Source organism: Variovorax sp. Soil_C_26 (assembly GCF_057657075.1).
In genome coordinates this window covers 595,663-609,717 of the sequence record NZ_JBDGJC010000003.1, presented here as the reverse complement: position 1 = coordinate 609,717, position 14,055 = coordinate 595,663, and the positions used below count along the sequence as shown (strand labels likewise).

Sequence of the window (14,055 nt, the reverse complement as noted above, 5' to 3'; positions counted from 1 at the left end):
ACAACCACGAACGCCTTTGCGGCGGGAGACACACAACATGGCAGCAGTGGAAGTCAAGGTGCCGGACATCGGCGATTTCGATGAAGTCGCGGTGATCGAGGTGCTCGTGAAGGTGGGCGACACGGTCAAGGCCGAGCAGTCGCTCATCACGGTGGAATCGGACAAGGCCTCGATGGAGATCCCGTCATCGAGCGCCGGCGTCGTGAAGGAGATCAAGGTCGATGTCGGCGCCAAGGTGAAGGAGGGCTCGGTGGTCCTCGTGCTCGAGGCCGAGGCGGCGGGCGCTGCCGCGGAAGCTGCACCTGCGCCGGCCCCCGCGGCCGCAGCCGAAGCACCGGCCCCGGTCGCCGCAGCACCGGCCCCGGCCGGCGCGCCCGCGGCTTCGGGCCCGGTCGAGGTCAAGGTCCCCGACATCGGCGACTTCAAGGACGTCTCGGTCGTCGAGCTTCTGGTCAAGCCCGGCGACACGATCGCCGCGGACCAGTCGCTGATCACGGTGGAGTCGGACAAGGCCTCGATGGAGATTCCGTCGTCGGCGGCCGGCGTGCTCAAGGAACTCAAGGTCAAGGTGGGCGATACCGTCAACATCGGCGACCTGATCGCGGTGCTCGAGGGCGCCTCGGGTGCCGCTGCACCGGCGCCCGCCCAGGCCCAGGCCGCCGCAGCACCGGCCGCGGCGAGCGCAAGCGCGCCGGCGGCACCTGCGCCGGCTTCTGCGCCTGCCGCAGCGCCCCCCGCGGCCGCCGCCGCGCCGCACGATCCCACCACGGCGCCCAAGGGCAACCTGCCGCATGCCTCGCCTTCGGTGCGCAAGTTCGCGCGCGAACTCGGCGTACCGCTCGAAGAGGTCAAGGGTTCGGGCCCGAAGGGCCGCATCACGCAGGAAGACGTCCAGAACTTCACCAAGGCCGTGATGAGCGGACAGGCCAGCACCAAGGCCGGGTCGGCCAAGGCGCCGGCCGGCGGCGCATCAGCGGACGGCGCGGCGCTCGGGCTCATCCCGTGGCCGAAGGTCGACTTCGCGAAGTTTGGCGCGGTCGAGCGCAAGGACCTGTCGCGCATCAAGAAGCTCAGCGGCGCCAACCTGCACCGCAACTGGGTGATGATCCCGCACGTCACCAACAACGACGAGGCCGACATCACCGAGCTCGAGGCCTTCCGCGTCTCCACCAACAAGGAGAACGAGAAGTCGGGCGTCAAGGTCACGATGCTCGCCTTCGTGATCAAGGCCGTGGTCGCGGCGCTGAAGAAATTCCCCGACTTCAATGCCAGCCTCGACGGCGAGCAACTCGTCTACAAGCAGTACTACAACATCGGCTTCGCGGCCGACACGCCCAACGGGCTCGTGGTGCCGGTGCTCAAGGATGCGGACAAAAAGGGCATCCTGCAGATCAGCGCGGAGATGGGCGAACTCGCCAAGAAGGCGCGCGACGGCAAGCTCGGCTCGGCCGACATGCAGGGCGGCTGCTTCTCGATCAGCTCGCTCGGCGGCATCGGCGGCACGCATTTCACGCCGATCATCAACGCGCCCGAGGTGGCCATCCTCGGCCTCTCGAAGAGCGCGATGAAGCCGGTGTGGGACGGCAAGCAGTTCGTGCCGCGGCTCACGCTGCCGCTGTCGCTGTCGTACGACCACCGCGTGATCGACGGCGCCCTGGCCGCGCGCTTCAATGCCTACCTCGGCCAGGTGCTCGCGGACTACCGTCGAATCCTGCTATGACCACCGTGGTGGCCGTGCGCAAGGGCGGCCAGGTCGCCATGGCGGCCGATTCGCTGGTGACCTTCGGCGACACGCGGCTCTCGCACCGGTCCGAGGCGAACCAGAAGATCTTCTCCGTGGAAGACGCAGCGGGGCAGAGCCTCTTCGCCGTGGCCGGTGCTGCCGCGCACTTTCTGGTGCTGCAGCATGCGCTGGCCGCGCAGCCGCGCGAGGCGCTGCTGTTCGGCAGCAAGCACGAGATCTTCCGCACCTTCACGCTGCTGCATCCGGTGCTCAAGGACTCGTTCTTCATGCAGACCAAGGAAGACGACCACGAGCCGTACGAATCGAGCCAGTTCACGATGCTGATGGCCAACCAGAGCGGCATCTACGGCATCTACAGCTACCGCGAGGTGTTCGAGTTCAAGCAGTTCTGGGCCATCGGCTCGGGGCGCAGCTTTGCGCTCGGTGCCATGCACGCGGCCTGGGACGGCAAGTCGCGCAGCAACGCGCGCGACGTGGCGGAGGCGGGGATCGCCGCCGCCTGCGAATTCGATCGCAATTCGGCCCCACCGGTCGACGTTCTCACACTCAAACTGAAAGTGTCCAAATGAGCGAACAACAAATCAAGGTGCCCGACATCGGCGACTTCGACGAAGTCGCGGTGATCGAGGTGCTCGTCAACGTCGGCGACACGGTCAAGGCCGAGCAGTCGCTCATCACGGTCGAATCGGACAAGGCCTCGATGGAGATTCCCTCGTCGGCGGCCGGCGTCGTGAAGTCGATCGCCATCAAGGTGGGCGATAAGGTCAAGGAAGGCTCGGTCGTGCTGGTGCTCGAGGCCGAAGGCGCCGCGGCGTCCGCGCCGGCCGCTGCGGCACCTGCAGCGGCGCCCGCCAGCGCCGCCGTGCCCCCACCCCAACCCTCCCCCAGCGGGGGAGGGAGCAAGCCCGCGCCGGCTTCGGCCTACGGCGGCAAGGTCGACGTCGAGTGCGACGTCGTCGTGCTCGGTGCCGGTCCCGGCGGCTATTCGGCTGCCTTCCGTGCGGCCGACCTGGGCCTCAAGGTGATGCTGGTCGAACGCTATGCGACGCTCGGCGGCGTGTGCCTGAACGTCGGCTGCATCCCGTCGAAGGCGCTGCTGCACGTCGCGGCGGTGATGGACGAGGTCAAGCACTTCGCCGACCTCGGCGTGAGCTTCGGCGCGCCCACGATCGATCGCGCCAAGCTGCTCGGCCACAAGAACAAGGTGGTGGGCAAGCTCACCGGCGGTCTCGCGGCGATGGCCAAGATGCGCAAGGTGACGGTGCTGCGCGGCGTCGGCAACTTCGTCGATCCGCACCACATCGAGGTCGAGGAAAGCGCGGGCACCAGCTGGGAGACGACGGGCAAGAAGCAGACCGTCAAGTTCCGCAACGCCATCATCGCGGCGGGCTCGCAGGCCGTGAGCCTGCCCTTCATGCCGAAGGACCCGCGCGTGGTCGATTCCACGGGCGCGCTCGAGCTCGGCACCGAGCCCAAGCGCATGCTGATCCTGGGCGGCGGGATCATCGGGCTGGAGATGGGAACGGTCTATTCCTCGCTCGGCGCGCGGCTCGACGTGGTCGAGATGCTCGACGGCCTGATGCAGGGCGCCGACCGCGACCTCGTCAAGGTCTGGCAGAAGATGAATGCGCCGCGCTTCGACAACATCATGCTCAAGACCAAGACGGTCGGTGCCGAGGCCACGAAAGACGGCATCAAGGTGAGCTTCGAGGGCGAGAACGCACCCAAGGAGCCGCAGGTCTACGACCTGGTGCTGCAGGCCGTGGGCCGCAGCCCCAATGGCAAGAAGATCGGCGCCGAGAAGGCGGGCGTCGCGGTGAGTGACCGCGGCTTCATCCCGGTCGACATCCAGATGCGCACCAACGTGCCGCACATCTTCGCGATCGGCGACATCGTGGGCCAGCCGATGCTCGCGCACAAGGCGGTGCACGAGGCGCATGTGGCGGCCGAAGTCATCGCGGGCGAGCAGCAGGGCGACAAGGAGCTCGCGAGCGCCGCCTTCAATGCCCGCGTGATCCCGAGCGTGGCCTACACCGACCCCGAGGTGGCGTGGGTGGGCCTCACCGAAGACCAGGCCAAGGCCGAGGGCGTGAAGGTCAAGAAGGGCCTGTTCCCGTGGAACGCCTCGGGCCGCGCGATCGCCAACGGCCGCGACGAGGGCTTCACCAAGCTGCTGTTCGATGCCGAGACGCACCGCATCGTGGGCGGCGGCATCGTGGGCACGCATGCGGGCGACATGATCGGGGAGATCGCGCTCGCGATCGAGATGGGCGCCGACGAGGTCGACATCGGCAAGACCATTCATCCGCACCCCACTCTGGGCGAGAGCATCGGCATGGCGGCGGAGGTGGCGCACGGTACCTGCACCGACATACCGCCGCAGAAGAAGGCCTGAGCGCCTCCTGCACCGCTTCGAACGATCGAAGCGGGCACAAAAAAATCCCGCCGAGGCGGGATTTTTTGTTTGTTGGCGGCCAGGAGGCTCAGTTGCCCATGCTCTTGATCTCGTCGGTCGGCGCGGCGCCGGCCAGCACGCGGCGCGCGCCGTCGAAGCGGCGGCTCCAGTAGCTGCCGTTCATGTCTTCCACGCGCACCTGGGCGCCGGTACGCGGCGAATGGATGAACTTGCCCTCGCCGACATAGATGCCGACGTGGCTGAAGGCGCGGCGCATGGTGTTGAAGAAGACCAGGTCGCCGGGCTTGAGCTGGCTGCGGTCGATCTTCTCGGTGGCGGCGGCCTGTTCTTCAGCGCGGCGCGGCAGCACATGGCCGAGCGTCTGGTTGTACATCGCGCGGACGAAGCCGCTGCAATCGAAGCCGGATTCCGCGGTGTTGCCGCCGCGGCGGTAAGGCACGCCCAGGAAACCGATGGCGGTCACGACGAGGTCGGAGGTGCGTTCGGCGACGGTCTGGCGAACTTGCTGGAGCTGGCCGAGCAGGCCCTTGTCGGCCAGAAGCCGGGCCAGTTCGTCATCGGATCGATCCTGTTGAGGAGCGGCCTGGACGGCAACGGCAAACAGGAGGGAAGCGGGTAGGACGAAAAAACGCATGGCGCGTAGGATATGGATGACGCGCGGTTATGTCAACTTAACCCCGATTCGGGAATGTGTCCACAAACCGTTGATTTGTTTGAAGATTTTCGAATGACTCAAAGAAAAGATGTAACAGTGAACGCTTATGCTCCATAAGTGATTGCATTTCAAAAGGCCCTCGCGGACACCGTGAATTGGCCAACATGCTGGATCAAAGCCGTATTCGGTCCGAAGATGCCCTGAACTGTGGGGAAATGACATGAACTTCCAACTTCGCGCCCTGCGCCGTGCGGCCTTGCGCTGCGCGGCCACGGCAATCCTGGGTATTTGTTTTGCCGCCACAGCCCAGATACGTCCCGAAACCATATCGACGGGGCTGCAGAACCCTTGGGGCGTGGCCTTCCTGCCCGATGGCCGCTATCTGGTCACCGAGCGTCCGGGCCGGCTCCGGCTGATCGCCGCCGACGGCAAGATCGGCCCGCCGGTCAACGGGCTGCCGGCCATCGCGGCAGGCGGCCAGGGCGGCTTGCTCGACGTGCTGGCAGATTCGGCCTTCGAGCGGAACCGCACGCTGTACTTCTGCTTCTCCGAGCCCGAGCCCGGCGGCTCGGCCAACAGCACCGCGCTTGCCAGTGCCCGCCTGGCCGAAGACGGCACGCGGATCGAAAACCTGCGCATCCTCTTCAGCCAAAAGCCCAAGGTGGCGAGCCGCAGCCATTTCGGCTGCCGCATCGTGGAGGCGCGCGACGGCACACTGTTCCTCACGCTCGGCGACCGCTACAGCCGCATGGACGATGCCCAGAAGCTCGACAACCACATTGGCAAGATCGTGCGCATCGCCAAGGACGGCGCCGCGCCGAAGGACAACCCCTTCGTGGGCCGGGCGGGCGCGCTGCCCGAAATCTGGAGCTATGGGCACCGCAACGCCCAGGGCGCGGCTCTCGCGCCGGACGGCCGCTTGTGGATGACCGAGCACGGCCCCCAGGGCGGCGACGAGATCAATGTGCCGCAGGCCGGCCGCAACCACGGCTGGCCGGTGATCACCTACGGCGAGAACTATGGCGGCGGGAAGATCGGCGAGGGCGTCACCTCCCGCCAGGGCATGGAGCAGCCGCTGCACTACTGGGTGCCCTCGATCGCGCCCTCGGGCATGGCGTTCCTGACCAGCGACCGCTACGGCGCCGCGTGGAAAGGCAACCTGTTCGTCGGCTCGCTCAAGTTCGGCTACCTCGACCGTATCGAACTGAAGGACGGCAAGGTGGTGGCCGAGCACAAGCTGCTCGCCGATCGCACCGCGCGCATCCGCGATGTGAAGCAGGGGCCCGACGGCTGGCTCTATGTGCTGACCGACGAAGCGGACGGCAAGCTGCTGCGGCTGCGGCCCAACTGACCTCGCGCGGCCTTCAGCCGGGGCAGCCCGGCAGCGGCAAGGTCGGCAGCATCCGGCGCCAGAGCCGAATCCATTCGGGCCAGTCGTGGCCGCCCTCGGTGGTGAACACGCGCTCTTGCGGCAACGCCGCGGCGAGCAGCCGGTGGCTGAAGGCGAAGCGATCGTCGGTGCCGTAGCCCAGGTAGAGCGGCGGACGGGCGCCGAAGGTAGCGGTATGGCCCGCGTACCCGCGCAGCCACTGCCACAACTGGCTTTCGTTCGGCCGCCGCGGATCGCTGCCGGGCCCAGCGCCCAAGGGGCCGGTCCATCGCACCAGGCCGCCGGCATTGGCGATGTCCGCGGCCAGCGTGCGCTCGCCGAGGTAGGGCGCGATCGTCACGAGGCCTGCGAGTTCTCCTTGATGGGTCTGCGCGTAGAGCAGGCCGCCGAAGCCGCCGACCGAGATGCCGACGATCCAGATGGCCTTGTAGCCGCCCGCGCGCGCCGGCGCCATGATGTCTTTCTCGAGCCGCTCGAGAATGCTCCGATCGTTGTAGTAGCCCAGGTGCGCGTCGACCCGCATCGCATCGACCGCCAGCCGGTTGTCGTTCAATGCCTCGATGAAGCCCTCGCGCACGAATTCGTCGGGGCTCGAGTACGCGCCGGGCAGGAGCACCATCAGCGTATCGGCCCGGGCCGTGCAACGGCTCTTCTCGAGTGTGGCGGCTAGCGGCACCCTGGACGGGCGCAGGCCGCCGCAGCCGGCCAGCACGAGTGCCGCGCAAAGGCTCAAAATCGAAACAAGGCGACCGGGCGCGAGAATCTGCATCCGCCGGAGTCTAGAGGGCCGCTCGCCGGCGCGCTGTTTTCGGTGGTACGGTCACGCCGATCCAACGCCATTCTTTTTCTGAAAGTTCCCGTTCCATGCTGCTCGACGCCTCGCAATCCCAACTCGTGCTGGTCGACTATCAGGCCCAGCTGATGCCGGCGATCTTCGAGGCCGATGCCGTGGCGCAGAACGCGGTTCGCCTCGGCAAGATGGCACGGCTGCTCGGCGTGCCCGCATGGGGCACCGAACACAATCCCTCGAAGCTGGGCGAAAACCTGCCAGCGCTGCGCGCGCTGTGCCAGCGCACGCTGTCGAAGATGCACTTCAGCGGCGTCGAAGAGGGGCTCGGCGAATGGCTGCGCGCGCCGGCCAAGGCGCCGCAGGGCAATGCCCGCAGCCTGCCCAAGCATCTGCAGAAACCGGCCGCCGGCGCCGAAGAGCGCAACAGCATCGTGATTGCGGGCTGTGAGGCGCACGTCTGCTTGCTGCAGACCGCGCTCGACCTGCTCGAGGATGAGTTCGAGGTCTGGGTCGTGACCGATGCCTGCAGCTCGCGCACCGAGCGCAACCGCGATGCCGCATTCGACCGGCTGGCAGGCGCGGGCGCCGAGCTCGTGACCACCGAGATGGTCGGGTTCGAGTGGCTGCGCACCGCGGAACACCCGGCCTTTCCCGAACTGCTTGCGCTGATCCGCTGACCCGGTCGCGGGGCCGGCAAAGGCGCTGGCAACCAGAATCGAAGCCGCGAGATTCACAGGAGACATGCAGATGAGCCGCTACGAAGAGTTCCATCGCCAGTCCATCGAGGCGCCCGAGGCGTTCTGGGCCGAGCAGGCGAAGCTGATCGACTGGCACGCGCCCCCAGAGCAGGTGCTCGACGCGAGCGAGCCGCCGTTCGCACGCTGGTTCGTCGGCGGCACCACCAACCTCTGCCACAACGCGGTCGACCGCCACCTGGCCGCGCGCGGCGACCAGCCCGCGTTGATCTTCGTCTCGACCGAGACCGGCACCGAAAGAAGCTACAGCTTCAGCGAACTGCACGCCGAGGTGCAGCGCACGGCCGCCAGCCTGGTCGAGCTCGGGGTCGAAAAGGGCGACCGCGTGCTGATCTACATGCCGATGATCCCGGAGGCAGCATTCGCGATGCTGGCCTGCTCGCGCATCGGCGCCATCCACTGCGTGGTGTTCGGCGGTTTCGCGAGCGGATCGCTGGCCTCGCGCATCGAGGATGCCGAACCCAAGGTGATCGTCAGCGCCGACGCGGGATCGCGCGGCGGCAAGGTCATTGCGTACAAGCCGCTGCTCGACGAGGCGATCCGCCTGTCGACGCACAAGCCCGCCGCCGTGCTGCTGACCGACCGCGGCCTGGCGCCCATGGCACTGACCGCCGGCCGCGACCATCTCGCGAGCGAACTGCGGCAGAAGCACCTCGACGCCGAGGTGCCCTGCGCATGGCTCCCCGCCACCGACATCAGCTACACCATCTACACCAGCGGAACGACCGGCCGGCCCAAGGGCGTGCAGCGCGACGTGGGCGGCTATGCCGTGGCGCTCGCGGCGAGCATGAAGCACATCTTCGACGGCCGCGCCGGCGAAACCTACTTCTGCACCAGCGACATCGGCTGGGTGGTGGGCCACAGCTACATCGTCTACGGCCCGCTCATCGCCGGCATGGCGACCCTCATGTACGAAGGCCTGCCGACGCAGGGCATCGACCGGCAGCCCGACGGCGGCATCTGGTGGCGACTGGTCGAAAAATACCGCGTGACGGTGATGTTCAGCGCGCCCACCGCGGTGCGCGTGCTGAAGAGGCAGGACCCGGCGCTGCTGAAGGCCCATGACCTGTCGAGCCTGCGCGCGTTGTTCCTCGCGGGCGAACCGCTCGACGAGCCCACGGGCCGCTGGATCGGCGAGGGCCTCGGCGTGCCGATCATCGACAACTACTGGCAGACCGAATCGGGCTGGCCGATCATCACGATCGCCAACGGCGTGGAGCGCAAGCCGAGCAAGTTGGGCAGCCCCGGCGTGCCGATGTACGGCTACAACGTGAAGATCCTGCACGAAGCGACCGGCGAGGAACTCACCGGCGCCAACCAGAAGGGCGTGGTGGTCATCGAAGGCCCGACGCCGCCTGGCTTCATGCAGACGGTGTGGCGGGACGACGCGCGCTTTGTCGACACCTACTGGAAGAGCGTGCCCGGCCGGATGGTCTATTCGACCTTCGACTGGGGCATTCGCGACGAGGACGGCTACTTCTACATCCTCGGGCGTACCGACGACGTGATCAACGTGGCGGGCCATCGCCTGGGCACGCGCGAGATCGAGGAAAGCATTTCCGGCCACCCGGGCGTGGCCGAGGTGGCGGTGGTGGGCGTGGCCGACACGCTCAAGGGCCAGGTCGCGATGGCCTTTGTCGTGCCGCGGGAGGGCGCCGCGCTGGCCGATGCCGATGCGGCGCTGAAGCTCGAGGGCGAGATCATGAAGCGGGTCGCCGACCAGCTCGGCGCCCTGGCGCGACCAGCCCGGGTGCGCTTCGTGGGCGGGCTGCCCAAGACCCGCAGCGGCAAATTGCTGCGGCGCGCCATCCAGGCCGTCTGCGAGCAGCGCGATCCCGGCGACCTGACCACCATGGACGACCCCGCGACGCTGCGGCAGATCCGGCAGTCACTTTCCCTTTACTGAGCGTCGAACACCGGCCCTTGTGCCGCCGCGCCACACCGTCACAGGGTGAACGTGGCACAATGCCCAAGTACTCAGGCCCTTCCCCAGCCACAGTCGCATCCGCCAACCGGTTCAGCCGTGTCGCGGAAGGTTTCTCAACCAGCTAATGCTTCCTGCAGGGAAGCGAAGGTCAGCGGATCATGAGCGATTCCTCCAAGCCCTCGGCGTACGCCGCGTATCAGGGCAACACGTACCTCTTCGGCGGCAACGCGCCGTATGTCGAAGAGATGTACGAGAACTATCTTTCCAATCCCGGAAGCGTTCCCGACAACTGGCGCACCTACTTCGACGCGCTGCAGAACGTGCCCGCCGTCGATGGCTCCAACACGCGCGACGTGCCGCACCTGCCGGTCGTCAACGCCTTTGCCGAACGCGCCAAGCAGGGCACGACCAAGGTCGTGCAGGCGAGCGGTGCCGACTCCGAGCTCGGCCGCAAGCGCACCGCCGTCCAGCAGCTCATCGCCGCCTACCGCAACGTCGGCGCCCGCTGGGCCGACCTCGATCCGCTCAAGCGCGCCGAGCGCCCAGCGATTCCGGAGCTCGAACCCTCGTTCTACGGCTTCACCGATGCCGACCTCGAGACGGTGTTCAACACCAGCAATACCTTCTTCGGCAAGGAGACCATGTCGCTGCGCGACCTGCTCAATGCCTTGCGCGAAACGTACTGCGGCACGATGGGCGCCGAGTACATGTACACCACCGACCAGAACCACAAGCGTTGGTGGCAGCAGAAGCTCGAGAGCGCGCGCACCAACCCGCAGCTCACGACCGAGCAGAAGAAGCACGTGCTCAACCGCCTGACGGCCGCCGAAGGCCTCGAGCGCTTCCTGCACACAAAGTACGTCGGCCAGAAGCGCTTCTCGCTCGAAGGCGGCGAGAGCTTCATCGTCTCGATGGACGAGCTGATCAACCAGGCCGGTATCCGCGGCGTGCAGGAAATCGTCATCGGCATGGCCCACCGCGGCCGCCTCAACGTGCTGGTGAACTCGCTCGGCAAGATGCCGGCCGACCTGTTCGCCGAGTTCGACCACACCGCGCCCGAAGACTTGCCGAGCGGCGACGTGAAGTACCACCAGGGCTTCAGCTCCGACGTGACCACCCCCGGCGGCCCGGTCCACCTGAGCCTCGCGTTCAACCCTTCGCACCTCGAGATCGTGAACCCGGTGGTCGAGGGTTCGGTTCGCGCCCGCATGGACCGCCGCGCCGACCCGCAGGGCAAGCAGGTGCTGCCCGTGCTGGTGCACGGTGACGCAGCCTTCGCGGGCCAGGGCGTCGTGATGGAGACGCTGGCGCTGGCCGAGACGCGCGGCTACTTCACCGGCGGCACGGTGCACATCGTCATCAACAACCAGATCGGCTTCACCACCAGCGACCCGCGCGACAGCCGCTCGACGCTGTACTGCTCGGACATCGTCAAGATGATCGAGGCGCCGGTGCTGCACGTGAACGGCGACGATCCCGAAGCCGTGGTGCTCGCGACCCAGCTCGCCCTCGAATTCCGCATGGAGTTCCAGAAGGACGTGGTGGTCGACATCATCTGCTTCCGCAAGCTCGGCCACAACGAGCAGGACACGCCGTCGCTCACGCAGCCGCTCATGTACAAGAAGATCGCGCAGCACCCCGGCACGCGCAGGCTGTACGCCGACAAGCTGGCCACGCAGGGCCTCGGCGACACGCTCGGCGACGACATGGTCAAGGCCCAGCGCGCCGCCTTCGACGAAGGCCGCAACACGGTCGACCCGGTGCTCACGAACTTCAAGAGCAAGTACGCCGTCGACTGGAGCCCGTACCTCAACAAGAAGTGGACCGACGCCTCCGACACCGCGATTCCGACCACCGAGTGGAAGCGGCTGGCAGAAAAAATCACGACCGTGCCCGAAGGCTTTACGGTGCATCCGCTCGTGAAGAAGGTGCTCGACGACCGCGCCGCGATGGGCCGCGGCGAGGTGAACGTCGATTGGGGCATGGGCGAACACATGGCCTATGCCTCGCTGGTGGCCAGCGGATATCCGGTGCGCCTGTCGGGTGAAGACTCGGGCCGCGGAACGTTCACGCACCGCCATGCCGTGCTGCACGACCAGAACCGCGAGAAGTTCGACGAAGGCACCTACACGCCCCTGCAGAACGTGGCTGAAAACCAGGCTCCGTTCGTCGTCATCGACTCCATCCTCTCGGAAGAGGCTGTGCTCGCATTCGAGTATGGCTATGCCTCGAACGACCCGAACACGCTCGTCATCTGGGAAGCCCAGTTCGGCGACTTCGTGAATGGCGCCCAGGTGGTGATCGACCAGTTCATCGCCTCGGGCGAAGTGAAGTGGGGCCGTGTCAACGGCCTCACGATGATGCTGCCGCACGGCTACGAGGGCCAGGGCCCCGAGCACAGCTCGGCGCGCCTCGAGCGCTTCATGCAGCTGTCGGCCGACATCAACATGCAGGTGGTGCAACCGACCACGGCCAGCCAGATCTTCCACGTGCTGCGCCGCCAGATGGTGCGCAGCCTGCGCAAGCCGCTGATCATCATGACGCCGAAGTCGCTGCTGCGGAACAAGGACGCGACGTCGCCGCTGTCCGAGTTCACCAAGGGCAGCTTCCAGACCGTGATCCCGGACAACAAGGCCTTGAAGGCCGAGAAGGTCAAGCGCCTGATCGCCTGCTCGGGCAAGGTCTACTACGACCTCGCCAAGAAGCGCGAAGAGCGCGGCGACGAGGACGTGGCGATCGTGCGCGTCGAGCAGCTCTATCCGTTCCCGCACAAGGTGTTTGCCGCGGAGATCAAGAAGTACCCGAACCTCGTCGACGTGGTCTGGTGCCAGGACGAGCCGCAGAACCAGGGCGCCTGGTTCTTCGTGCAGCACTACATCCACGAGAACATGCAGGAAGGCCAGAAGCTCGGCTACTCCGGCCGCGCCGCTTCGGCGTCGCCCGCCGTCGGTTACTCGCACCTGCACCAGGAACAGCAGAAGGCGCTCGTCGATGGCGCGTTCGGCAAGCTCAAGGGCTTCGTGCTGACCAAGTAGCAGTCGCCAATACGCCAAGCCTCCTTTCAAACGAACACCCTGAAGAACAAAACGGAGCTCACTCCAAATGTCCATCGTAGAAGTCAAAGTCCCCCAGCTTTCCGAATCCGTGGCCGAAGCCACCATGCTCACCTGGAAGAAGAAGGCCGGCGAAGCCGTCGCTGTCGATGAAATCCTGATCGAGATCGAGACCGACAAGGTCGTGCTCGAAGTGCCCGCACCCTCCGCCGGCGTGCTGGCCGAGATCGTGCAGCCCGACGGCGCCACCGTGGTCGCCGAACAGGTGATCGCGAAGATCGACACCGAGGGCAAGGCCAGCGCTGCGGCACCTGCCGCTGCAGCCGCTCCGGCGGCCGCACCGGCGGCTGCCGCTCCGGCACCCGCCGCGGCCGCAGCCGCCACCGGTGGCGCCAAGTCCGACGTCGCCATGCCGGCCGCAGCCAAGCTGCTGGCCGACAACAACCTGAAGACCAGCGACGTGGCCGGCACCGGCAAGGACGGCCGCGTCACCAAGGGCGACGTGCTCGGCGCCGTGGCTTCGGGCGCCAAGCCCGCGGCCGCTGCCGCCATCCCCACGCCGGCCGCCAAGCCAGCGCTGCCGCAGGTCGCGCCACCGGCCGGCGCGCCCGACCTGGGCGAACGCCCCGAGCAGCGCGTGCCGATGAGCCGCCTGCGCGCGCGCATCGCCGAACGCCTGCTGCAGTCGCAGTCGACCAACGCGATCCTCACGACCTTCAACGAGGTCAACATGGCGCCTGTCATGGAACTGCGCAAGCGCTTCCAGGACAGCTTCACCAAGGAACACGGCGTGAAGCTCGGCTTCATGAGCTTCTTCGTGAAGGCCGCGGTCCATGCGCTCAAGAAGTACCCGGTGATCAATGCGTCGGTGGACGGCAACGACATCCTGTACCACGGCTACTTCGACATCGGCATTGCCGTCGGTTCGCCGCGCGGCCTGGTGGTGCCGATCCTGCGCAACGCCGACCAGATGAGCTTCGCCGACATCGAGAAGAAGATCGCCGAGTACGGCAAGAAGGCCCAGGAGGGCAAGCTCGGCATCGAGGAGATGACCGGCGGCACGTTCTCGATCTCGAACGGCGGCACCTTCGGCTCGATGCTGTCGACCCCGATCATCAACCCGCCGCAGTCGGCCATCCTCGGCGTGCACGCGACCAAGGACCGCGCGGTGGTGGAGAACGGCCAGATCGTCATCCGCCCGATGAACTATCTCGCCATGAGCTACGACCACCGCATCATCGACGGCCGCGAAGCCGTGCTGGGCCTGGTCGCCATGAAGGAAGCGCTCGAAGATCCGTCGCGCCTCCTGTTCGACATCTGATTGG

At 66.9% G+C, this 14,055-nt stretch carries 10 protein-coding genes; 8 read left to right on the top strand and 2 right to left on the bottom strand.

Annotated features, from left to right (window positions below; genetic code table 11):
- The first annotated feature begins 37 nt into the window (after positions 1 to 37).
- From aceF to lpdA, 3 genes are read left to right on the top strand one after another with little or no spacing between them, the layout of a single operon-like run.
- Positions 38 to 1,720, top strand: a complete 1,683-nt coding sequence (gene aceF, locus AC3A6G_RS12335) for a dihydrolipoyllysine-residue acetyltransferase (protein WP_487873722.1) — start codon at positions 38 to 40, stop codon at positions 1,718 to 1,720.
- Positions 1,717 to 2,313 (top strand): MFS transporter, encoded by a 597-nt coding sequence (locus tag AC3A6G_RS12330; protein ID WP_487863714.1) that lies wholly within the window; start codon positions 1,717 to 1,719, stop codon positions 2,311 to 2,313. The genes aceF and AC3A6G_RS12330 overlap by 4 nt, the downstream gene beginning before the upstream one ends.
- The gene (lpdA, locus tag AC3A6G_RS12325; protein WP_487863715.1) at positions 2,310 to 4,139 is read left to right on the top strand and encodes a dihydrolipoyl dehydrogenase; all 1,830 of its coding nucleotides are present in this window, start codon (positions 2,310 to 2,312) and stop codon (positions 4,137 to 4,139) included. Before AC3A6G_RS12330 ends, lpdA begins: the two co-directional genes overlap by 4 nt.
- An 88-nt stretch (positions 4,140 to 4,227) precedes the next feature.
- Here lpdA and AC3A6G_RS12320 read toward each other — a convergent pair whose 3' ends face one another.
- Positions 4,228 to 4,794: a C40 family peptidase gene (locus AC3A6G_RS12320; RefSeq protein ID WP_487858798.1), complete on the bottom strand. Its 567-nt coding sequence runs from the start codon at positions 4,792 to 4,794 to the stop codon at positions 4,228 to 4,230.
- Positions 4,795 to 5,035: 241 nt separating this feature from the next.
- Between AC3A6G_RS12320 and AC3A6G_RS12315 the strand changes: the two genes are divergently transcribed.
- Positions 5,036 to 6,166, top strand: a complete 1,131-nt coding sequence (locus tag AC3A6G_RS12315; RefSeq protein WP_487863717.1) for a PQQ-dependent sugar dehydrogenase — start codon at positions 5,036 to 5,038, stop codon at positions 6,164 to 6,166.
- 13 nt (positions 6,167 to 6,179) lie between these two features.
- Here the strand turns inward: AC3A6G_RS12315 and AC3A6G_RS12310 are convergent, their stop codons facing one another.
- Positions 6,180 to 6,974, bottom strand: a complete 795-nt coding sequence (locus AC3A6G_RS12310) for an alpha/beta hydrolase family protein (protein ID WP_487873721.1) — start codon at positions 6,972 to 6,974, stop codon at positions 6,180 to 6,182.
- Between the two features lie 95 nt (positions 6,975 to 7,069).
- Here AC3A6G_RS12310 and AC3A6G_RS12305 point away from each other — a divergent pair, with 95 nt between their 5' ends.
- From AC3A6G_RS12305 to odhB, 4 genes are all read left to right on the top strand, one after another.
- On the top strand, positions 7,070 to 7,672 hold the full coding sequence (locus AC3A6G_RS12305; protein WP_487858801.1) for an isochorismatase family protein: 603 nt from the start codon (positions 7,070 to 7,072) through the stop codon (positions 7,670 to 7,672).
- Between the two features lie 70 nt (positions 7,673 to 7,742).
- Positions 7,743 to 9,656: a propionate--CoA ligase gene (locus AC3A6G_RS12300; RefSeq protein ID WP_487873720.1), complete on the top strand. Its 1,914-nt coding sequence runs from the start codon at positions 7,743 to 7,745 to the stop codon at positions 9,654 to 9,656.
- Between the two features lie 179 nt (positions 9,657 to 9,835).
- Positions 9,836 to 12,712: a 2-oxoglutarate dehydrogenase E1 component gene (locus AC3A6G_RS12295; protein ID WP_487858803.1), complete on the top strand. Its 2,877-nt coding sequence runs from the start codon at positions 9,836 to 9,838 to the stop codon at positions 12,710 to 12,712.
- 67 nt (positions 12,713 to 12,779) lie between these two features.
- Positions 12,780 to 14,051, top strand: coding sequence for a 2-oxoglutarate dehydrogenase complex dihydrolipoyllysine-residue succinyltransferase (odhB, locus tag AC3A6G_RS12290; RefSeq protein ID WP_487873719.1), 1,272 nt, complete (start codon positions 12,780 to 12,782; stop codon positions 14,049 to 14,051).
- Positions 14,052 to 14,055: the final 4 nt, after the last annotated feature.